Source organism: Metabacillus indicus (genome assembly GCF_046603695.1).
Classification (GTDB): domain Bacteria; phylum Bacillota; class Bacilli; order Bacillales; family Bacillaceae; genus Bacillus_P; species Bacillus_P indicus.
Genome location: NZ_CP176757.1, coordinates 1,662,420 through 1,682,694 on the forward strand (window position 1 = coordinate 1,662,420; position 20,275 = coordinate 1,682,694).

20 protein-coding genes and 1 riboswitch are annotated in these 20,275 nt (G+C 44.7%); of the genes, 12 read left to right on the forward strand and 8 right to left on the reverse strand.

Annotated features, from left to right (window positions below; genetic code table 11):
• Positions 1-37: 37 nt before the first annotated feature.
• The gene (locus tag ACK1LH_RS08295) at positions 38-961 is read left to right on the forward strand and encodes a DUF4349 domain-containing protein (protein ID WP_203290086.1); all 924 of its coding nucleotides are present in this window, start codon (positions 38-40) and stop codon (positions 959-961) included.
• A gap of 56 nt (positions 962-1,017) precedes the next feature.
• Complete coding sequence (locus ACK1LH_RS08300; protein ID WP_203290087.1) at positions 1,018-1,380, forward strand: DUF1499 domain-containing protein; 363 nt, start codon at positions 1,018-1,020, stop codon at positions 1,378-1,380.
• A 25-nt stretch (positions 1,381-1,405) separates the two neighbouring features.
• On the opposite strand, the gene ACK1LH_RS08305 is transcribed toward ACK1LH_RS08300, so the two are convergent.
• On the reverse strand, positions 1,406-1,666 hold the full coding sequence (locus ACK1LH_RS08305) for a hypothetical protein (RefSeq protein ID WP_029285242.1): 261 nt from the start codon (positions 1,664-1,666) through the stop codon (positions 1,406-1,408).
• Positions 1,667-1,828: 162 nt separating this feature from the next.
• On the opposite strand from ACK1LH_RS08305, the gene ACK1LH_RS08310 reads away from it, so the two are divergent.
• Positions 1,829-3,448: an ABC-F family ATP-binding cassette domain-containing protein gene (locus ACK1LH_RS08310; RefSeq protein WP_029285240.1), complete on the forward strand. Its 1,620-nt coding sequence runs from the start codon at positions 1,829-1,831 to the stop codon at positions 3,446-3,448.
• Between the two features lie 56 nt (positions 3,449-3,504).
• Here ACK1LH_RS08310 and ACK1LH_RS08315 read toward each other — a convergent pair whose 3' ends face one another.
• Positions 3,505-4,419 carry a CobW family GTP-binding protein gene (locus tag ACK1LH_RS08315; RefSeq protein WP_029285239.1) on the reverse strand — a complete coding sequence of 305 codons (915 nt, stop codon included), beginning with the start codon at positions 4,417-4,419 and terminating at the stop codon, positions 3,505-3,507.
• A gap of 119 nt (positions 4,420-4,538) precedes the next feature.
• Entirely contained in the window at positions 4,539-5,768 is a 1,230-nt protein-coding gene (locus tag ACK1LH_RS08320) for an aminopeptidase (RefSeq protein WP_411334938.1), read from the reverse strand.
• 160 nt (positions 5,769-5,928) lie between these two features.
• Between ACK1LH_RS08320 and ACK1LH_RS08325 the strand changes: the two genes are divergently transcribed.
• From ACK1LH_RS08325 to abc-f, 3 genes are all read left to right on the forward strand, one after another.
• Positions 5,929-7,095 carry an acyl-CoA dehydrogenase family protein gene (locus tag ACK1LH_RS08325; RefSeq protein ID WP_411334939.1) on the forward strand — a complete coding sequence of 389 codons (1,167 nt, stop codon included), beginning with the start codon at positions 5,929-5,931 and terminating at the stop codon, positions 7,093-7,095.
• On the forward strand, positions 7,092-7,967 hold the full coding sequence (locus ACK1LH_RS08330) for an aminoglycoside phosphotransferase family protein (protein WP_411334940.1): 876 nt from the start codon (positions 7,092-7,094) through the stop codon (positions 7,965-7,967). The genes ACK1LH_RS08325 and ACK1LH_RS08330 overlap by 4 nt, the downstream gene beginning before the upstream one ends.
• A gap of 280 nt (positions 7,968-8,247) precedes the next feature.
• Complete coding sequence (gene abc-f, locus ACK1LH_RS08335) at positions 8,248-10,008, forward strand: ribosomal protection-like ABC-F family protein (protein WP_411334941.1); 1,761 nt, start codon at positions 8,248-8,250, stop codon at positions 10,006-10,008.
• A gap of 42 nt (positions 10,009-10,050) precedes the next feature.
• Here abc-f and ACK1LH_RS08340 read toward each other — a convergent pair whose 3' ends face one another.
• Together ACK1LH_RS08340 and mreBH are read right to left on the reverse strand one after the other, a co-directional pair.
• Positions 10,051-10,905 (reverse strand): VanW family protein, encoded by an 855-nt coding sequence (locus ACK1LH_RS08340; RefSeq protein ID WP_203290092.1) that lies wholly within the window; start codon positions 10,903-10,905, stop codon positions 10,051-10,053.
• Positions 10,906-11,171: 266 nt separating this feature from the next.
• Positions 11,172-12,179 (reverse strand): rod-share determining protein MreBH, encoded by a 1,008-nt coding sequence (mreBH, locus tag ACK1LH_RS08345; protein WP_203290093.1) that lies wholly within the window; start codon positions 12,177-12,179, stop codon positions 11,172-11,174.
• A 147-nt stretch (positions 12,180-12,326) separates the two neighbouring features.
• Here mreBH and ACK1LH_RS08350 point away from each other — a divergent pair, with 147 nt between their 5' ends.
• From ACK1LH_RS08350 to ade, 6 genes are all read left to right on the forward strand, one after another.
• Entirely contained in the window at positions 12,327-12,845 is a 519-nt protein-coding gene (locus ACK1LH_RS08350; protein ID WP_411334942.1) for an acyl-CoA thioesterase, read from the forward strand.
• Positions 12,846-13,015: 170 nt separating this feature from the next.
• Positions 13,016-13,471 (forward strand): DUF6884 domain-containing protein, encoded by a 456-nt coding sequence (locus ACK1LH_RS08355; RefSeq protein ID WP_411334943.1) that lies wholly within the window; start codon positions 13,016-13,018, stop codon positions 13,469-13,471.
• Between the two features lie 85 nt (positions 13,472-13,556).
• On the forward strand, positions 13,557-14,411 hold the full coding sequence (locus ACK1LH_RS08360; RefSeq protein WP_411334944.1) for a gamma-glutamylcyclotransferase: 855 nt from the start codon (positions 13,557-13,559) through the stop codon (positions 14,409-14,411).
• A gap of 109 nt (positions 14,412-14,520) precedes the next feature.
• Entirely contained in the window at positions 14,521-15,183 is a 663-nt protein-coding gene (locus ACK1LH_RS08365; RefSeq protein WP_029285219.1) for a potassium channel family protein, read from the forward strand.
• 167 nt (positions 15,184-15,350) lie between these two features.
• Positions 15,351-15,434, forward strand: coding sequence for a putative holin-like toxin (locus ACK1LH_RS08370; RefSeq protein ID WP_406817974.1), 84 nt, complete (start codon positions 15,351-15,353; stop codon positions 15,432-15,434).
• A gap of 214 nt (positions 15,435-15,648) precedes the next feature.
• Positions 15,649-15,750: riboswitch (purine riboswitch) on the forward strand.
• Positions 15,751-15,815: 65 nt separating this feature from the next.
• Complete coding sequence (gene ade / locus ACK1LH_RS08375) at positions 15,816-17,537, forward strand: adenine deaminase (protein WP_411334945.1); 1,722 nt, start codon at positions 15,816-15,818, stop codon at positions 17,535-17,537.
• A gap of 69 nt (positions 17,538-17,606) precedes the next feature.
• Here ade and ACK1LH_RS08380 read toward each other — a convergent pair whose 3' ends face one another.
• From ACK1LH_RS08380 to ACK1LH_RS08390, 3 genes are all read right to left on the reverse strand, one after another.
• Entirely contained in the window at positions 17,607-17,744 is a 138-nt protein-coding gene (locus tag ACK1LH_RS08380; RefSeq protein ID WP_158001607.1) for a hypothetical protein, read from the reverse strand.
• Between the two features lie 218 nt (positions 17,745-17,962).
• A complete protein-coding gene (rnjA, locus tag ACK1LH_RS08385) occupies positions 17,963-19,630 on the reverse strand; it encodes a ribonuclease J1 (protein WP_029285211.1) in 1,668 nt (555 codons plus the stop codon).
• 4 nt (positions 19,631-19,634) lie between these two features.
• Positions 19,635-19,844, reverse strand: coding sequence for a DNA-dependent RNA polymerase subunit epsilon (locus ACK1LH_RS08390; protein WP_029285209.1), 210 nt, complete (start codon positions 19,842-19,844; stop codon positions 19,635-19,637).
• Positions 19,845-20,275: the final 431 nt, after the last annotated feature.

Below are 20,275 nucleotides of genomic sequence, written 5' to 3' on the forward strand. Positions count from 1 at the left end.
CGTCTAATCGTTTAAAGAAAAAGGGGAGTGTCAATCCATGAGAAAATTCTCGGTGTCTTTATTTATGATTATTTTAATTCTGATCGTCTCAGCCTGCAGCAGTTCAGAGGAATCAAAAATGGACAGCTCAGGAAGTTCATCAAAAGAAATGTCCAATGCCGACTTTGCGGAGAAATCCGAAAATCCTGCTCCTGAAGAAAAAACGGTGCAAAATGACAGCAAAACAGCCGCACCTGTTCCGCAGAACCGCAAAGTGATCTACACGGCTGACATGGCCGTGAGGGTGAAAAGCTATCAGGAAGCTGTGTCATCCATTCAGAAAACACTTGCTTCACTGGGCGGGTATGTGATGGAATCAAATACATATTCAGGGGAAGAAGACCAGCCGCAGGAAGGCATGCTGACCGTAAAAGTCCCTCAGGAAGCCTTTCAGTCATTCCTGAATACGATTGAAAAGGGAAGCATCAAGGTTGAAAACCAAACGGTTTCAGGGCAGGATGTAACGGAGGAATATGTGGATTTAGAATCAAGGCTGAAATCAAAAAAGACCGTTGAGGAGAGGCTGCTGAGCTTTATGAAAGAAGCTCAAAAAACGGAGGATCTCCTGAAAATTTCTAATGATTTAAGTGCTGTTCAGGAAGAAATTGAACAGCTGACAGGCAGAATCAATTACTTGAACAATCAAACGGCATTCGCCACCGTTTCCATTCATCTCTCAGAAAATAAAATCAATGTGCCGGGCCTTGAGAATGAAAACCTGAATACGTGGCAGAAAACAAAACAGCAGTTCATGGAAAGCATAAATACCCTTCTGTCAGCAGGTTCAGCCATCATCGTCTTTACAGCCGGAAACTTGCCTGTCCTTGCCGTTCTCTTCCTTGCAGGCTTTGCCATATGGCTCGCTGTTAAAAAACGCATGAACAGGAACAATCCGGCACCTCCGGCTGATATGGGCGACTGATTAGGCGTTTTCTTTTTTCTCAGATTGGGAAAAAGAAGGAAAAGGCGGGATGAATAATGACAATAAAAGCATGTTCAAAGCTGACAAAAAATTGTGTGTCAACGGTAAATGAAAAAGGCGGGAGCAGCATGAATCCCATTTCGTATTCATGCAGTGCGTCTGAAGCAATGAATCACCTGCGCAATGTTCTTTTTTCCATGAAAGGCGCTGAGATTGCAGAGCAGAGCGGTACGCGGCTGCATGCAGTATTCACGTCAGATAAGCTGAAATTTAAAGACGATGTACATTTTGAATTGGACGATAAAGCGAAAAGCATTCATTTTAAATCGTCCTCCAGAACAGGCTACTATGACTTTGGCGTTAACCGCAGGCGCATGGAGGAGATTGAGGAGAGATTTAAAAAAGAATCCGGAACATAAAAAATCAGACAGCTGTCTGATTTTTTTACGTATAGATGAGAGTTAAGATCAGCATGGTGATAAAAACAGAACCGATAATCCCAAGGATTGTTTTTGGAAACGATACTCTGTCATCTATTTTTCCAAGCCGGGTGAGAATCTTTTTGCTGAAAAAATGCACAAGCAGATAAATGATCACAAGACCAATGAAAAAGGTCATATTGCTTGTTTTGAATCCCGTATATGCGAGGAAGAGCCCCGTAAAGAAGATATACAGAGAATATTCCATAAGAGTCAGTAATTTCATAGCAAATACCTCCGTGATGTACTGAACATAATCCTACCATAAAAAACGGAAATTCAACATGTCAGGACTGTGAACATTGAATTCAGATTCTGTATGCATATTTTTTTCTGCCGGTTCGTGTTATAATTTTGTAGATATTGTATAGATGGAGGCTTAACTTTAATGATAACAGTAAGCAATGTAGGATTGCGCTATGGTGACCGCAAACTTTTTGAAGATGTTAATATAAAATTCACACCGGGAAACTGCTACGGATTAATTGGGGCAAACGGTGCAGGCAAATCAACATTTATTAAAATTCTCTCCGGAGAAATTGAAGCACAGTCAGGGAACGTAAGCATGGGACCTGGAGAGCGTCTTGCTGTCCTGAAACAGAACCACTTCGAGTATGAGGAAATTGAAGTGATGCAGGTCGTCATTATGGGCCATGCACGTCTGTATGAAGTGATGCAGGAGAAGGATGCAATCTACATGAAAGCTGATTTCTCAGATGAAGACGGCATGCGTGCGGCTGAGCTGGAAGGCGAATTTGCCGAGCTTAACGGATGGGAAGCAGAAAGTGAAGCTGCCATTCTTTTAAAAGGACTTGGCATCACTGAAGATCTTCATACGAAGAAAATGGCAGATCTTGCTGGCGGAGACAAAGTGAAGGTTCTTCTTGCACAGGCTCTCTTCGGCAAACCGGATGTTCTACTTCTGGATGAGCCTACTAACCACCTTGACATCAAGGCGATTCAATGGCTTGAAGAATTCCTGATCAACTTTGAGAATACGGTCATCGTTGTATCCCATGACCGTCATTTCCTAAACAAAGTATGTACTCATATCGCTGACCTTGACTACGGAAAAATCCAGCTGTATGTCGGAAACTATGACTTCTGGTACGAATCAAGCCAGCTGGCTTCCCGCATGGCTTCGGATGCGAACAAGAAAAAAGAAGAAAAAATCAAAGAACTTCAGGCGTTCATTGCACGCTTCAGTGCGAATGCATCAAAGTCCAAGCAGGCTACTTCAAGAAAGAAACTGCTTGATAAAATTTCTCTTGATGACATCAGACCTTCATCAAGACGCTATCCGTATGTCGGATTTTCACCTGAGCGCGAAATCGGGAATGATGTTCTTCGTGTAGACGGCATTTCTAAAACGATTGACGGCGTGAAAGTACTTGATAATGTCAGCTTTATCATGAACAAAGAGGACAAAATTGCGTTAGTCGGCCGCGACGAAATCGCGATTACAACGCTCTTCAAAATTCTGATGGGTGAAATGGAGCCGGACAGCGGAACGTTTAAATGGGGTATTACAACGTCCCAGGCCTATTTCCCGAAAGACAACAGCGAGTTCTTTGAAGGTGTCGACATGAACCTTGTTGACTGGCTCCGCCAATATTCGCCGAATGACCAAAGCGAGAGCTTCCTTCGAGGTTTCCTCGGCAGAATGCTGTTCTCAGGGGAAGAAGTGCTTAAAAAAGCAAGCGTTCTGTCCGGAGGAGAAAAAGTACGCTGCATGCTTTCAAAAATGATGCTAAGCAGCTCAAATATCCTGCTTCTTGACGAACCTACGAACCACTTGGATCTTGAGTCGATTACAGCACTGAACAACGGTCTTATTGCCTTCAAAGGCGCTATGATCTTTACGTCCCATGACCATCAGTTTGTACAGACGATTGCCAACCGCATCATTGAGGTTACTCCAAACGGCGTTGTCGACAAGCAAATGACGTATGATGAGTACCTTGAAAATGAAGATGTTCAAAAACAAGTACAAGGGATGTACGCATAATTTTGCGGCGCCAGAAATAGAAAAAATCGTCCTGCAGCTCGTGCAGGACGATTTTTTTATTGCTGAAGTCTGTCCAGTTCCTGTTTCAGCCAGTGGTGATCCAGGTTTTCTCCAATAAAGACAAGGGTTTTTTTCATTTTGACAGGTTCTTTCATGTAAAGCGGCATCCCGTAGGAATACTGAAAAAGATACGTTTCCGCCGAGCGGGTGAAAGCGACATAGCCTTTTACCCGGTAGATCGTATCAGGCATCGTTCGAAGGAAGTTCTCAAATGAGTCAAAATCAATCGGACCCGTAAAGGTATGAACATACGTCTTTAAATGCAGATGATGCTCGACATGAGTCTCTTCGTGCTCACGTCTCTTCATGCGTGTCACTTGCTGAAAATCACTCAGGCGGACGGATGCAAACTGGGTAAGCAGTACCTTCGATGCAGGAGCTATGTTCTGAATATCCATTACAAGGGAGGCCTGCTCAGAATCTGATAAGGCATCGATTTTATTAAGTAGCACAACATCTGCATGGTGAATTTGCTCCTGAAGCAGTTTCTGAAGCTGAATGCTGAGACCGGTACGGTCGTGATAGCGGGGGCCGTCAACAAGGGTGACAATGGCACCGATGGCAAGTTTGTCTGCAAAAACAGGAGACAAACAGGCGTCAAGGACTTCTATAGGGTGCGCTGCACCTGTCGTCTCAATATAGATGGCATCAAGCTCATACTGGGAAAGCATGCCTTGAAGCTGTGCTTCAAGCTGTCCCTGCATCGTGCAGCAGACGCACCCGTTGAGCAGTTCTTTCAGCGGAATATCATCAGAAACAGCATCCGAATCTATGGATATTTTACCGAGCTCATTCATCACGACGGCAATTTTTCTTCCGTTTTCTTGTTCCTGTTTCAGAATGTTTTTTAATAGAGTGGTTTTCCCTGCCCCTAAAAATCCGGACAGAATGTAGACTTCTACAGATTTCATATCATGTACGCTCCGTTCTTTAAGCTATTTTTCTATGGTACATGAAGGCTGCATGCAGCGTCAATTCCATTAAAAGAAACCTGCACGGATGCCATGCAGGTTTGGTGAATCCGGTTGAATTAAATAGACCATGTTCCTTTTCTGAAAATCGGTTCGCTTGTGCCGTCTTCAAGAATGCCGTCAATATCCATCTCTTCAGAGCCAATCATAAAGTCAACATGAGTGATGCTCGAGTTGACGCCGTTCTTCTCAAGCTCTTCGCGGGACATTTTTTTTCCGCCCTCAATGCAGAAAGCATACGCATTGCCGATTGCCAGATGGTTCGACGCGTTTTCATCAAACAGCGTATTATAGAAAAGTACATTCGACATTGAGATCGGGGAGTCATGAGGCACGAGAGCAACTTCGCCAAGGTAGTGAGATCCCTCATCAGTAGCGACAAGCTCCTTCAAAATCTCTTCGCCCTCTTCTGCTTTCACATCGGTAATTCTCCCGTTTTCAAACGTGATGGAGAAGTTGTCGATCAAGTTGCCGCCATAGCTTAACGGCTTTGTACTCGCCACTGTACCGTTTACGCCTTCTTTTGCAGGGACCGTAAACACTTCCTCTGTCGGCATATTGGCCATAAAGTCATGAGCTTGTTCATTTGTGCTGCCTGCGCCGATCCAAAGATGTTTTTCAGGAAGCTCAATCGTTAAATCGGTTCCTTCTGCACGGTAGTGAAGTTTTTTATATTTTTTGCCGTTTAAATATTCGACTTTGCTGTTCAGTGAGCGGTCATGTTCTTTCCATGCGGAAACAGGATCTTCAAGATCAGTGCGTGTTGCTTTAAAAATAGCATCCCACAGGAGGTCAACTGCCTGGTCTCCTGCATCAGGGAAAACCTTTGCCGCCCACTTTTCAGAAGGAACAGCAATGACAGACCAGCTCACTTTGTCTGCCTGTATGTAATTTCTGTAGGTTGAAAGCGCCGTTCCAGCAGCTTTTGAATTCGCCGCGATGCGTTTTGAATCAATGCCTTTCAGCAAATCCGGTGATGATGAAACGATGGACATGAATGCAGCACCGCCTTCAGCCAGAGCTTCAAGCCCTTTCGCACGCCACTCAGGGAATTCGCTGAACGCTTCCATTGGAGCAAGCTCAAAACGGGCGCGCGTCACTTCATCGTCCGCCCAGTCAACCTGAACATGCTTCGCTCCTGTTTCATATGCTTTTCTGACGACAAGACGGACGAATTTCGCTGCATCGAGCGAAGCATTAATCACAAGCGTCTGTCCTTTTTGAATGTTTACGCCAACTTTAACGGCCAGCTCGGCATATTTTTCTAGATTACTTTGAAAAGAAGTCATTTGTTTAGCTCCTTATATAAGATTGGTTCTATTTTATCAGAACTGGCGGTTTTAGGAAATAAAAAAGACTGAGTATTCTATTTTCATAGGGGCTCAAACCGGAATTCTTTTCAAGCGGTGTATGAAAGAGATAAAATATAGTCAGAAAGAGGGTGGATGTATGCGGAATTCATCATTTATCAAGACAGATAAACAAAAACAGCTTGCCGCAAAGGCGGAGAAACTTGCTGAAACCTTTTCTGAGCGTGCGGAATATTATGACCGCCATGCGCTCTTTCCATTTGAAAACTTTGATGACTTAAAAAAAGCCGGATTTTTAACTTTATCCATTCCAGATACATACGGAGGGTCCGGACTTTCTCTTTATGACTTTGTCATGGTCCAGGAAATCCTGGCGCAGGGAGACGGACCGACAGCGCTGTCGCTTGGCTGGCATCTTGGCATTTTAATGAACATAAGAGAAACCGATAGATGGCCGGAAGAATTGTACGCTCAGATTTCCCGAGAAATCATACAGTTCGACAAAATCATCAACAGCGCTGCTTCCGAGCCGAACAGCGGCAGTCCTGCCAGAGGGGGAAAACCAGAAACAAAGGCTGTCCGCAGGGGAGATAAGTGGGTCATCAACGGGAAGAAGATCTTTACATCGCTTGCCCCTGCCCTTGATTATTTTTTAATTACAGCAACGATACAAGAATCCGGTGAAGTGGGAGAATTTATTATTCCGAAGGATTCAAAAGGGCTTTCCATTATAGAGACGTGGGATACTCTTGGCATGAGAGGGACCAGAAGCGATGATCTCATTCTGGATGGTGTTGTGCTGGAGGATCAGGCGCTGGCTTCCTACCGGTCAAAACCTGCCAAAAAACCGATGCCGCAGGGCTGGCTCCTTCATATTCCGGCTTGTTATCTTGGGATCGCGATTGCCGCAAGAAATTTCGCCGTTGAGTTTGCGAAGAAACATCAGCCAAACAGTTTGGACCATTCGATTTCTGAACTTCCTGAAGTCAGAAGAAAGACAGCCGAAATGGATTTAAAGCTTATGACGGCTAGACACCTTTTGTACGGCACAGCGGAAAAGTGGGATGAGAATCCCGATACGCGGCACACACTTTCAGCGGAACTGGCCGCTTCCAAAACGGTTGCAACGAACGCGGCCGTTGAAGTCGTTGATCTTGCAATGAGAATTGTCGGCGGGCAGAGCATCTTCCGCTCGCTTCCTATAGAACGCTATTACCGGGATGTAAGAGCCGGACTTCATAACCCTCCGGCAGATGACATTACCTATAAGCTCCTGGCCGACCAGGCATACAGTGAAGGATCATGATGCTACCTGAAACGTTCAGGCAGACGTTCCGCGGCGTTCATGGTGAGAATGGAGATGTCTGGCTTCGGCATCTTCCTGGCAGGATTGCCGGGTGGGAGCAGAAATACGGCATCAAAATAGGCAAATTCTATCCAATGACCTTTCATTTTGTTGCTGAAGTCACGCTTAATGGCGGCGTGGAAGCGGTTATTAAAGCGGGATTGCCTGCTGATAAAGAGCTTATTAACGAAAAAAACACCCTTACTGTTTTTGGAAGGGGCGCCGGAATGATTAAGCTGCTTGAGGATCATACCGATGAAGGATTTTTGCTGCTTGAAAAGGCAGTTCCGGGGACGGTCCTCTCAGATAGCATGGAGGATGAAAAAGCAGTCGCTGCTGCAGCGGCTGTGATGGGGCAAATTCGTGCGGATGACTGGGGCAGCATGCACTTTCCTCATTTAGCGGACTGGTTTAAAGGTTTGGACCGTGCAGAAGATATTCCCGAAAGATACCTCATAAAGGCATCTGCGGTCGTAAAAGAGCTGCTGTCTGAAATGAATCATCCCACTCTTTTGCATGGAGACCTGCATCAGAATAATATACTCAGCCATTACGGGGAATGGAAAGCGATTGACCCCAAAGGCGTGATCGGCGAGAAGGAGTTTGAGGTGACCAGTTTTTGCAGGAACAATCTGTTTAGTAAGCAAAAGCCATTTGATATCCTTCAAACCAGGTTGTCTATATTTGAGAAAGAGACTGGACTTAACCTCCATAAAATGATCCGGTGGGGATACTGTGGAGCCGTTTTAAGCGCCTGCTGGTGCAAGGAAGATCATATGCCGTGCGCTGATGAAAATCTGAAACTCGCTGATTTGTATGAAAAATTGCTTTGAAATTCCATTTTCTGTTGACTTCTGGTCAGAATACTGAATATACTGAAGTATAGTCTATTTTTGGAAAGGAAAAGGTGCTTGAAACAATGTGGAACTAATCTTATTTTCTAAACGTTTTTTGAATAAAGAAAAAACGGGACCTAGAGAATAGGATGAGTGCGCTCATTTTTCATACCATTTCCGAATTGAAAGGATTTTTCTGTGCATCTTTATGCCAGGTTCTTTCGGTTTCTTTCATATGGTTGAAAATCCTCTCTAGGGCAAACTGGGAGGTTTTTTTATGGCTAAAAATAAACGGAACGAAAAAGCAATCGTAAAAATAAACGGACTGACAAAGCATTATGGAGATAAAGCGGTTTTCGAGAATGTCAGTTTTGACATCAGAGCAGGTGATCGTGCCGGTCTGGCAGGCTATAACGGTACGGGGAAAACAACACTTGCGAATTTGCTGTTTGGTGCACTCGAGCCTGACAAAGGCAGCATTACAAGGAAAGCCGATCTTAAAATTGGCTATTTGCTGCAGTCAGTAGACTATTCGGTGCAGCATTTTAAAGACGCATTGAACAGCCAAGGGGATCAAACGATGCTTGAAGCAGCAGGCAGGCTTGGACTTCAAAAGGTGGCTGACTGGGAAGAGGAGCGGCTCCTGCATTTGAGCGGGGGAGAAAAGCTGAAGCTTGCTCTTGCTCAGGTCATTTCATCAAATCCGGACCTGCTGATTCTGGATGAACCGACCAATCATCTTGATTATCATGGCATTGAATGGCTGGCAGACTGGCTCCAAACATTCAAGGGAGCAGTACTGATCATATCCCACGACAGGCATTTTCTGGACCGGACCGTTTCACACATTTTTGAACTCAACAACAAAAAGCTAAAGGAGTTCAAAGGAAATTATACGGCGTACAGACAGGAAAAAAAGCGGCAGCTTGAGGAGCAAAAGCACGATTATGAAGAGCAGCAGCGTCATAAGGCGAAAATTGAGGGGCAAATGGAGAACCTGCGCAGCTGGTCTGAAAAGGCACACCGGAACTCAACAAAACAGGGAAGTCTGTCTGAGCGCAGGCAAATGGGCTACAAAGAATATCACCGGGCAAAAGCAAAAAAAATGGATGTGCAGGTGCGTTCTAAAATGAAAAGGCTTGAAGCCGAGCTTGTTAAAAATAAAGTTGAAAAGCCTCTTGAGGAAGCTGTTGTACAGTTTGAATTTGACGCTGCCGGAAAGAGGGGAAAACGGATCTTTGAAGCAAAAGGACTTCAAAAATCATTCGACGGCCGCACTCTGATTGAAAGCAGCCATTTTTACGTCAAACATGGAGAAAGAATAGGGGTCATCGGGAGGAACGGTGCAGGAAAAACGACTCTCATACGAATACTTCAAGGAATTGAAGCGTTGTCCGGCGGAGAATTATGGAAGAGCCCCACATTGAAAATCGCCTGTCTGAGCCAGGATGTGGGCGACTTAAATGCGGATGAAAGTGTCCTGGATGCCATGCATGCAGTCGGCAGGGATAAGCTGCTAGAAGCGAGGACACTTCTTGCCAATATGGGGCTTAAAGAAGAGAAAATAGAGCAGAAGATTGACTGCTTGAGTCTTGGAGAGAGAACCAGAGTCAAACTGGCCGGGCTCATCTTAAACGAATACGATTGCCTGATTCTGGATGAACCGACGAACCATCTCGATCTGCCAAGCAGGGAGCAGCTGGAGGAAACGCTGAGTCAGTTTGAAGGAACCCTCATCATCATCTCCCACGACAGATATTTTGTTGAAAAACTGTGCGATAAACTGCTGGTTTTTGAGAACGGCAGCATTAGAAGAGCTGAGATGAAAATCGGTGAGTATTATTCTGCATTAAAGAATGGAAATACAGTCACTAATGACGATGAGGAAAAACTGCTGAAAGTGAATAACCGTCTGACAGCAGTCATAGGCAAGCTTAGCCTTATAAACAGGGATCATCCTGAATTCCAGGAATATGATAATGAATTTGCAAGGCTTATCCGCGAGAAAAATCTTCTTGAGAAACGCAAAAAAAGCTGAGACGGAATTCCGTCTCAGCTTTTTTTGGCTCCAGCGAGTTGTTTATTTTACTGCTTCAATGATCTGTACTTGAAGACTGCCGCTTGTGAGGTCTGTCATTGTCTTAATAATGACTGGATGGTCTTTGCTGTTCATAAACTTAAAATCATATCCGCCCCATGAAACGGTAGCATCCTTATTTATAGGCACATAGCCGACTTCTTTGGAATGGTGGTGAAGTTCAATGATTTCAAGTCCTGCCTGAGCCACTGCGTTGTACAGAGTGCTGGAAGTCTGGCATATTCCTCCACCGATGCCCTCGACAAATTCTTTATTGACGATCTCCATTGCTTTTTGGTATCCGCGTGCAGGGGTCCGTTCGCCAACTGTCTGATTAAAAGCAAATCTGTCTCCGGGGCCAAGTACAATCTGGTCGATCGCATTTGCAGACAAAGCGATATTCATGCTCCTGCCCTTTACTGTAGCATTAAATGTCGTTCTGTAGGTTCCAATCACTTTCTGAGAAGCTCCGGTCAATGATTCTGCCGTAACGTTTGGTTGAGTTTCTGTAATCGGAAGGATAATTTCCCTGTCAAAAGCAGGAAGCGACTGCAGCTGCTGCAGCAATGCTTTTTCATCCAGAATAACTCTGCTTTGACCAGGTTCAAGCTGGCCGTTTCTTATTTTTGAAGGTGTCATTGGCCTGTCATACTGTCCGGCAAGCTCTTTCACAAGCTTTTGCATATTTTCCGCGTGGGCTGCTTTATCTGACAGAGGAGCGGCTTCGATGGTTTTGACTGCTTTGCCGTCCCTTGGGTCAATTAAGGCAAACTCCCGGCTGATTTCAGCAGCTTTTGCTGAGACCGCTTTGGCGCTGACGGCATTTTTAGCTGTCAGCAGCACCTCTTTTTCTCCCAATCCGCATCCGCTTAAACCTGCAGCAACAATTACAGCAATTAAAAAGCGTTTAATGATGTTCTCCCCCAGTTATCTATCATTTATTGTGAATCATACATTAGATAAGACGAAAAGGAAAGAGAAAAAGTTTCAAAAATTTGGAGAAAAAAAGAATATTTTGCTAAGGTTGAATTTGGAATTAATAGATGATAGAATGAAATAAAAGAACATACGTTCTTATTTTGACGAGAAAAAGAACCGCTCAGGAAGCGGTCCGTTTTTTATGATTATTTAGAGACTTTCTGAAGCTTATGAATAACCTGCAGAGATCTGCCTGTTCCAATCGCCACAGATTCCAGAGGGTTTGGTGCAAGGTGAACTGGAACGACAATCTCTTCGCTCAGCCACTCCTGCATGCCTTTCATTAAAGCTCCTCCTCCTGTCAGAATCACACCGCGGTCTACGATATCACCGCTTAGTTCAGGCGGACAGTCTTCAAGTGTAGCACGTATCGCTTCAAGAATGTGAAGCAGGGATTCTCTCATAGCGTTTTGCATTTCTGCAGATGACAGTGTAATCGTTTTTGGAAGTCCTGTCACCAGGTCACGGCCTCTGACATCCATATGAAGCTCTTCATGTTTGACAAGGGCATATCCGATTTCCATTTTGATGTTCTCCGCTGTGCGCTCACCGATCAGCAGGTTATAGTTTTTGCGGACGTAGCCGATAATATCTTCATCAAGCTGATCTCCACCAATTCTGATGGAATGGCATGATACGACACCGCCGAATGAAATAATGGCAACTTCAGTCGTGCCGCCGCCGATATCAACAATCACATTTGCAATCGGTTCATCAACAGGCAGATCTGCGCCAATTGCAGCAGCAACCGGCTCTTCAATTAAATGAACAATCTTTGCGCCTGAATTCTTGACAGCATCGTGGATGGCGCGGCGCTCAACGCTTGTAGCACCAGAAGGCGTGCACACGACAACAGTTGGCTTTCTGATTGAAAATCCAAGTTTCTTCGACGCTTTTCTCATAATTTGTTTTAGCATTTCTGTGGTCACATCATAATCAGCAATGACACCGTCTTTAAGAGGGCGTACAGCCACTATTTTACCAGGCGTTTTGCCGATCATGCTTTTTGCTTCCGTGCCGACGGCGAGTACATTTTTTGTAACAGTATCAATCGCCACTACGGACGGTTCGTTTAGAGCAATTCCTTTATCCTTGCTGTAGACAAGAATGTTTGCTGTGCCTAAATCAATTCCAATTTCAGAAGTAGAAAACATTTATCTTCACCCAATCCTCATAGATTTCGAGTCTTTCATAAGTATTCTGCAAAGAGTGTCGATTTATGGGGGCAGGATCAACTATTTCCTCATGAATTTTTTTGGTTTTTAAGGGCATACAAAGGAAAGGACCGAAAAAGGAAGTGAATGCAAGTGGAAATAAAGTTCTGCCGACACTCTTTTGTTGTGAAAACAAGCATTGTCCTTCCGTCAGATACAAATAACTACGGGACGTTATTTGGAGGAAGGCTGATGTCGTATATCGACGATGTTGCAGCAATAGCAGCAATCAGGCATGCTAGGACGCCGGTCGTCACAGCGTCCACAGATTCTGTTGATTTTCTTCATCCTATTTATGAAGGGAATTCAGTCTGTCTTGAAGCATTTGTGACGTATACAGGAAGAACGTCAATGGAAGTGTTTGTGAAAGTCATTTCCGAAGATCTCCTGAACGGCAACAGAAACCTTTGCGCCATGTCGTTTTTAACGATGGTTGCCGTAGACAAACATAACAAGCCCACACCTGTCCCGCAGGTGGTGCCTGAATCAGAAACAGAAAAAATGCTGCATGACTCCGCACTGAAGCGGGCAGCAATCAGAAAAAAACGCAAAGAAGAAGCTGCTGGCATGGCAGCTGCATTTGGAACGGACTATCCGTGGTGCTGAAGCGAAAGCTGCAGGACCACGCGGTTTTTTTCAGGAAATCAACAATATGTTCCCTGAGATAGATTTTAAGTATACTGGCTTTATATATTGTTCGTTCCAATACTTAGAGTTTAGCATGCATGCACCGCTTAAATGAACAAGAACAAACTTCCAGGAGGATGGATTCAGGGATGAAAGAGCTTTGTATCATACCGTGCGGAAACAGGAAAATATGGGATAAGGAGCCGGATATTGGCGAAGTGGAAGCAAAATACGCCTATACAGGAACGTTTCATTTGCTTTGCAGACAGTATGCAGATCTTTTCTATCATGATCAATGGGTGATTCTTTCGGCTAAACACGGTTTCCTGCTGCCGGAGGATCCAGTGCCTGGTCCATATAACCTTTCTTTCAGCATGAAATCAGACGAGATTATGAAACTGGAAGACTTAAAGAAGCAGGCAGCCGAAAAAAATCTGATGCAGTATGAGCGCCAAGTAGTCCTTGGCGGAAAAAAATTCAGACCTATAGCAGATTCGGTGTTTGAAGGTGAAGCTGTTTTTCCTTTAAGCGGCTGCAAGGGGATCGGCTATATGCAGCAAAAACTGAAAAAGGCCATTGCTGAAAAAAGAAGGATTCACTGCTGAACTGCCGGTTTAGTCTGAATATACCGGCAATTGAGAAAATGGTATACTGAAGAAAATCAGCCGTGAAAGGAGAAAAGGGAACATAATGAAAGTAAGCTTGTTTGTTTATGGAACACTCCGGCACGGAGAAAGCAATTTTACATATATGAAAGAGGCCTCGTGCATAGCTGAACAGGCTCGGACGTCAGGAAAGCTTTATGACACGGGGGAAGGATATCCTGCAATGACAGCTGAATCCGGAGCTGTTTATGGGGAGCTGTATGTACTGGACAAAGAAAATCTCGAACGCATCCATGAGTTGGAGGGGTACTTTGCCGAAAACCACCAGAATAACTTATTCGACCTTAAAGAAGTCACTGTTATGACGGATACCGGAGAAGTCCACGCTCTTACCTATGTGATGAACGAAAGCAGAACAAGCGGGATGAAACAGATTGAGAGCGGCGACTGGAAAGAATATTTGTTTGCTTCCGCATTGCCAGAAGATACGCTGTACTTTGCTTACGGGTCCTGCATGGATACAGAACGCTTCAAACTTGCAGGAGTCGATCATCACTTTTCTGAAGTAATGGGGGCAGGGAAAACAGAGCGATATTCGGTGAAATTCACTATTTCCGTACATGACGGCGGACGTGCGGATCTTGTTGAGGAACCTGGAGGAGCGGAAGGGATTCTGTACAGAGTTCCCAAAGAAGCTGTCGAGTACCTTTATGTGAGAGAAGGCGTAGGAACAGGCATGTACCGGCCTGCATTTATCGAAGTAAAGGTAAATGGCCGTGAATACGAGCGGTGTCTGACTTTTACAGTCATCGACAAGAAAGAAGAGTTTCGGCCGCCTGGTCATTATTCGTCAGAGATTTTAAAAGGTGCTGAGGGACGACTCAGTCCAGAATATGTGAAGCGAATAAAACGCTATATGGATGAGCTACCCGAAATGTAGGATTTCATTCTGCGGATAAGGCCTCATGGATGGCGCTTGCCATTTTGATTTTTTGGGTTTAAAGTTATGGTAACATTTATTTGCAAAATGATAGCTGGAGGAAGTACATATGAAAAAAGATTTTGCAGTTATCGGCCTTGGACGCTTTGGCGGCAGCATTTGCCGTGAGCTCAGTGAAGAGGGCATGGAAGTAATGGCGATTGATCTTGATGAAGATAAAGTGAACGAATTTGCCAACATCGCGTCACATGCTGTTGTAGGGGATACAACAGATGAGGCAGTACTTAAAAGCCTTGGTATCCGAAACTTTGATCATGTCATTGTTGCGATTGGTGATAATATCCAGTCGAGCATCCTCACCACTCTGATGCTTAAAGAGCTGGGAGTAAAGTTCATTACAGTTAAAGCCCAGAATGATTATCACGAAAAGGTGCTTTCAAAAATAGGCGCCGATCAGATTGTCCATCCAGAGCGGGATATGGGTAGACGGATTGCCCATAATCTTATTTCAAACAATGTGCTTGATTATCTTGAGCTTTCAGATGAACACAGCATTGTTGAGATTGTGGCTAACAGCAAGCTTGATGGAAACACGCTGATTGATCTTGATATTCGTGCAAAATACGGGATTAACATTGTTGCCATTAAAAGAGATAAAGAAATTTTCGTATCTCCCCAGGCCGATGAAATTATCCAAAAAGGCGATATTCTGATTGTCATAGGTGCAGATACAGATATAGACCGGTTTGAAAAGCGGGTTTTGGAAGCTTAAAAAAGACACATTGCGTGTCTTTTTTTCATATGACATGCCTCGTCTGTCCGTTTGTACTTTTGGAAAAGTGGCATACTTGATAATGTATACATGCTGGATTCCAGCTGGGCGGTCGGCTGAGCCCCTGTCTCTTTTCTTTTGAAGCAAAGGAAGGGGGTGATGCCCGGATGACAGTCTTTGAAAGCTTGACGTTAGCTATCTCTTTCGCCACGCTTATCATTGCCATCCTGTCATTTGACCATAAAAAATAGACCCCCGGCTGTTCGGCTGCAGGCGAGGTCTGGAATGTTCTTTGACTGTTTCTTTCAGGCCGGCCCCAGATTCGGGACCCTTGTATGCAGGCCGCAGGCTGTCAAGCACCTGCGGCTTTATTTATTGCCTTCCTTTTATAGCCTTCCTCAGAAAGAGCTTTTCTATAAGCAGAAAAAAAGATTGACTGCAAGGCTGATGTGCCTTAGTATATGAAACTAATTAAACATCTTTTCTCGTATAATTTTGGAAATAAGGTCCAAAAGTTTCTACCGAACTGCCGTAAAAAGTTTGACTGCGGGGATTATATTAGAACAGGCGCAAACACATGCGTCTTTCTTTTGCATCCTCTTCGCAAGCCTATAAAAGCGAGGGGTTTTTTTATGACTGAAAAAGAAGAATTGAAATACAAGATCCGGGCTGCATCAAAAAAAGAAAAAGCAGAGCTTGTTTTTAAAAATGCCCGTATCGTGGATGTGTTTAATTTGGACATCATCCAGGGCGATGTCGCCGTTTCAGCGGGGAAAATAGTCGGCATCGGCGATTATGAGGGGCATGATGAGATCGATGCATCAGACAAATTTATCTGTCCCGGCCTGATTGACGGTCATGTCCACATTGAATCCTCCATGGTTCCTCCTCACGAATTTGCTGAAGCTGTGCTTCCGCACGGAGTAACTGCCGTGATAGCAGATCCTCATGAAATTGCCAATGTTTCGGGGGTGAATGGCATTCAGTACATGCTTGACAGCTCAGAGGGCATACCGCTTGATGTTTTCATTATGCTTCCATCCTGTGTTCCGGCAACAAGCTTTGAGCATTCAGGTGCAAGACTTGAAGCAGAGGACCTCCAGCCTTTTTTTCTGCATGAACGTGTCATTGGCCTTGCGGAAGTGATGGACTATGTAGCTGTAAGTAACACGTCAGACAGTATGATGGATAAGCTTGAAATGGCGCTGAAGCATTCCAGCTTGCTTGACGGCCATATGGCGGGGCTCCCTTCGGATATGGCCAATGTTTACAGATCGGCCGGAATAAGTACGGATCACGAAGTGACGACTGCCCAAGAGGCAATACAACGCGTGCAGCGGGGAATGTATGTGCAGATCAGGCAAGGGTCTGCGGCTAAAGACTTTAACCGGGTTATTGGGGCGGTCAATCAGAAGAATGCCCGCAGATTTTTATTCTGCACAGATGATAAACACCTTGATGATCTTGTAAAAGAGGGAAGTGTGGACCATCATATCAGACTTGCAGTTAAACATGGTATACATCCTGTAACAGCCATTGGGATGGCGACTTTGAATGCTGCAGAATGTTACGGGCTTAAAAGCAAGGGTGCTGTAGCGCCAGGATATGATGCAGATCTTGTACTCGTAGATGATTTAAGCAGTTTTAAAGTTGATTCAGTTTATAAGCGAGGGGTGCTAACCGCAGCCAATGGAAAAACGGTGAAAACCGCAGATCGAAGAAAGGTTCCCGGCATGCTGCTGGATTCTGTTGTTCTTCCTGAAATCGATTCCTCCATGCTTGCTGTCCGTGCAGACGAAAATCAGCTGATGACTATAATTGAAGCTGTGCCCAATCAGCTCATCACGCGAAGGGCTGAGGAGTGCGTCAATACGGAAGGAGGATTTTTTGTTCCATCCGCAGATCTTGGGCACGTAAAGCTGATCATGGCTGAACGTCATAAAGGAACCGGGCTGATCGGCAAAGGAATTCTGAAAGGGTTCCCGATGAAGCGCGGCGCCATAGCAACGACGATTGCACATGACTCTCACAACCTCATTGCTGCCGGCATGAGTGATGAGGATCTCATCCACGCTGCAGCAGCAATCAAGGAAATGGGGGGAGGACTTGCCGTTGCGGCTGACGGGAAAATCCTCGCAAAGCTTCCTCTTCCTGTATCCGGTCTGCTATCAGATCAGCCTTATGAAAAAGTTCTTGATGGCCTGCAAAAGATTCATGATGCTCTTGCTGTAACCGGCCTTCCGGACAGCTTTAATCCGTTTCTGACATTGTCGTTTCTCGGCCTTCCGGTTATTCCGGAGCTGAAAATAACGTGCGAAGGCATATTTGATGTTGCTGAATTCAGACATATATAACAGAAAAAACCGGTCCCAGAAATTTCTGGGACCGGTTTTTTAAAATGTATGTAAGAATGCAATGCTGCTCTAATTTTCAAACTGAGTCTTTCTGTCGATCTGCAAAAGAGTGACCGCCTTTTTAGTGGCAGGGCTGATCACGTCCGCCTTTACACCTTTTTCTTTTAAACGCTGTACAAATTTTTCAAGAGAGGATGGCTTTTTCATCGCTTAGGCACTACCTTTCTGAATCTAAAAGTACTTGACTGAACGGTCAGTTCATTATACCCCAAATGACACTCAGCTTCAAGATGGTTTAAGGAGGAGAATGTGCCGGTAAAAGCATAACTTCGGAGAATGAAAAAGACTGCCGTTAGCAGGGCAGTCTTCTTCAAAAAATATAAGATGGTGCGTCCGGGAAGAATCCCGGCTTGCAGCATTCTAGATTAAACCTCCATGATAATCGGCAGGATCATCGGGCGGCGTTTTGTTTTTTCATACAGGAACGGTGCAAGTGTGTCTGTAATTTCATTTTTGATTTCAGACCACTGGCTTGTGCGGCGTTCCATCACTTTATTCAAGTGTTTTGTAATCAGAACCTGGGCGTCATTGATCAGGTCGCCGGATTCTCTCATATAGACAAATCCGCGTGAAATGATGTCTGGACCGGCTGAAATTTTAAATTCTTTCATATTAATGCTTACGACTACAATGACAAGTCCTTCTTCTGAAAGAATGCGGCGGTCTCTGAGAACGATGTTTCCGATGTCGCCAATTCCGCTGCCGTCAATGTAAACAGATCCTGAAGGGATTTTGCCTGCTACGGACACTTCGCGGTCGCTTAATGCAAGCACTTCGCCGTTATCCATGATAAAGCAGTTTTCTGCAGCTACTCCGCAATCCTTTGCGAGCTTGGAGTGCATAATCTGCATGCGGTATTCACCGTGAATTGGCATAAAGTATTCAGGTTTCATAAGGCGCAGCATCAGCTTTTGTTCTTCCTGGCCGCCGTGGCCTGAAGTATGAACGTCGCTCAATGAACCGTGAATGACTTCTGCTCCTGCACGGTAGAGCTGGTTAATGGTCCGGCTTACGCTGATTGTGTTGCCCGGAATCGGCGAAGATGAGAAAACAACAGTGTCGCCAGGAATAATCTGAATCTGGCGGTGTGTTCCGTTCGCGATGCGGGAAAGAGCAGCCATCGGTTCACCCTGGCTTCCTGTGCAGAGAATGGTCACTCTGTTTGCAGGAAGGCGGTTAATTTCATGAGGCTCAACAAATGTATCTTTCGGACACTGAATGTAGCCAAGATCCTGACCAATTGTAATGGCAGATTCCATGCTACGGCCAAATACGGCAATTTTTCTGCCATGCTGAACCGCAGCTTCTACTACCTGCTGGAGCCTGTGAATGTTGGATGCAAAGGTAGCGAAAATGACGCGTCCGTCGACTTTCCGGAAAATTTCCTGGATGCTTTCCCCAACGCGGCGCTCTGACATTGTGAAATGGGGAATTTCGCTGTTTGTGCTGTCTGATAACAGGCACAGTACGCCTTCTTTGCCGATCTCAGCCATTTTCGTCAAGTTGGCAGGTTCGCCGACAGGTGTGAAATCGAATTTAAAGTCTCCTGTATGGACGATATTTCCCGGCGGTGTTTTGACAACGATTCCATAAGAATCCGGAATGCTGTGAGTAGTGCGGAAGAATGTTACAGACGTTTTTCTGAACTTAATAATGTCATCTTCTTTAATTTCGATGAGTTTAGCCTGGCGAAGCAAACCGTGCTCTTCTAATTTGTTGCGGATAAGTCCGAGGGCAAGCTTACCTCCGTAGATCGGAATGTTCACTTGCTTTAAAAGGTAGGGAATTCCTCCAATATGATCTTCGTGGCCGTGCGTGATGAAAAGCCCCTTAATTTTATCCTCGTTTTTTACTAAGTACGTATAATCGGGTATAACATAATCAATTCCAAGCAGTTCCTCTTCAGGAAACTTAATGCCCGCATCAATCATGATGATCTCATCCTGGAACTGGACACCGTACGTGTTTTTCCCGATTTCTCCAAGTCCACCAAGAGCAAAAACCGCTACCTGGTCATTTTTAACAAATTTCATAAAATCAAATCTCCAATACTTTAAAGTTTTCGTTTTGTTTTTCGTATTCTAAGTAAGCACCTTCAACAGATTGAACAAATTCAATGTTGTGATTGCGTTCCTTCAGTTTATTGCGTGCATCGCCTTCTGTTTTAGCTTCAATATAAAGGGTTTTTGTTTTTTCGCGAACAGGAACCTCTCCGAGTTTTTCCTGAAAATAAACTTTGTATAACATTGCCAAATCTCTCCTTAACTACCGTATGTTAGACTAACTTGTTCTATTATATTCGATAATGGCCTCTAAGCCAACCCTCACCCGGTCCCGGGGCGTTTTTGGAGGAAAGAAAAAACCTTTCTGCGGGCAGAAAGGTTTCATTACGCTATTGATTTTCTGCCGAGAATGCTATTCCATTGAGAACGCAATCTGCGTCTGAGTTTTTTCATCATTATGTCCCACACTCCCATCTTGTCCAATTTTCGGATTGTTTACCGTTCGAATCTGCCAGACTTAGTATATGTGAATATCGGAAAAGATAACATGGGTATTTATGGAAGGGGGGGGCTGCGGCAAAAAATGCAGGTGTTTTGGTTGTGGCTGCATTTATTTTCCGCTATGATGAGTCATGTAAAAGCTGTCCAAATTAAGTACAAGTAAGGAGACCTATA

Excerpts from the sequence above, each read along its gene's own strand:
- ACK1LH_RS08305 (WP_029285242.1), bottom strand. The coding sequence starts at position 1,666 with ATGAAATTACTGACTCTTATGGAATATTCTCTGTATATCTTCTTTACG.
- ACK1LH_RS08325 (WP_411334939.1), top strand. The coding sequence starts at position 5,929 with ATGCGGAATTCATCATTTATCAAGACAGATAAACAAAAACAGCTTGCC.
- ACK1LH_RS08330 (WP_411334940.1), top strand. The coding sequence starts at position 7,092 with ATGATGCTACCTGAAACGTTCAGGCAGACGTTCCGCGGCGTTCATGGT.
- ACK1LH_RS08380 (WP_158001607.1), bottom strand. The coding sequence starts at position 17,744 with ATGAAAAAGCCATCCTCTCTTGAAAAATTTGTACAGCGTTTAAAAGAA.
- ACK1LH_RS08365 (WP_029285219.1), top strand. The coding sequence starts at position 14,521 with ATGAAAAAAGATTTTGCAGTTATCGGCCTTGGACGCTTTGGCGGCAGC.
- ade (WP_411334945.1), top strand. The coding sequence starts at position 15,816 with ATGACTGAAAAAGAAGAATTGAAATACAAGATCCGGGCTGCATCAAAA.
- ACK1LH_RS08320 (WP_411334938.1), bottom strand. The coding sequence starts at position 5,768 with ATGACTTCTTTTCAAAGTAATCTAGAAAAATATGCCGAGCTGGCCGTT.
- mreBH (WP_203290093.1), bottom strand. The coding sequence starts at position 12,179 with ATGTTTTCTACTTCTGAAATTGGAATTGATTTAGGCACAGCAAACATT.
- ACK1LH_RS08360 (WP_411334944.1), top strand. The coding sequence starts at position 13,557 with ATGAAAGTAAGCTTGTTTGTTTATGGAACACTCCGGCACGGAGAAAGC.
- abc-f (WP_411334941.1), top strand. The coding sequence starts at position 8,248 with ATGGCTAAAAATAAACGGAACGAAAAAGCAATCGTAAAAATAAACGGA.
- ACK1LH_RS08390 (WP_029285209.1), bottom strand. The coding sequence starts at position 19,844 with ATGTTATACAAAGTTTATTTTCAGGAAAAACTCGGAGAGGTTCCTGTT.
- ACK1LH_RS08315 (WP_029285239.1), bottom strand. The coding sequence starts at position 4,419 with ATGAAATCTGTAGAAGTCTACATTCTGTCCGGATTTTTAGGGGCAGGG.
- ACK1LH_RS08300 (WP_203290087.1), top strand. The coding sequence starts at position 1,018 with ATGACAATAAAAGCATGTTCAAAGCTGACAAAAAATTGTGTGTCAACG.
- ACK1LH_RS08350 (WP_411334942.1), top strand. The coding sequence starts at position 12,327 with ATGCAAGTGGAAATAAAGTTCTGCCGACACTCTTTTGTTGTGAAAACA.
- ACK1LH_RS08295 (WP_203290086.1), top strand. The coding sequence starts at position 38 with ATGAGAAAATTCTCGGTGTCTTTATTTATGATTATTTTAATTCTGATC.
- ACK1LH_RS08355 (WP_411334943.1), top strand. The coding sequence starts at position 13,016 with ATGAAAGAGCTTTGTATCATACCGTGCGGAAACAGGAAAATATGGGAT.
- rnjA (WP_029285211.1), bottom strand. The coding sequence starts at position 19,630 with ATGAAATTTGTTAAAAATGACCAGGTAGCGGTTTTTGCTCTTGGTGGA.
- ACK1LH_RS08370 (WP_406817974.1), top strand. The coding sequence starts at position 15,351 with ATGACAGTCTTTGAAAGCTTGACGTTAGCTATCTCTTTCGCCACGCTT.
- ACK1LH_RS08310 (WP_029285240.1), top strand. The coding sequence starts at position 1,829 with ATGATAACAGTAAGCAATGTAGGATTGCGCTATGGTGACCGCAAACTT.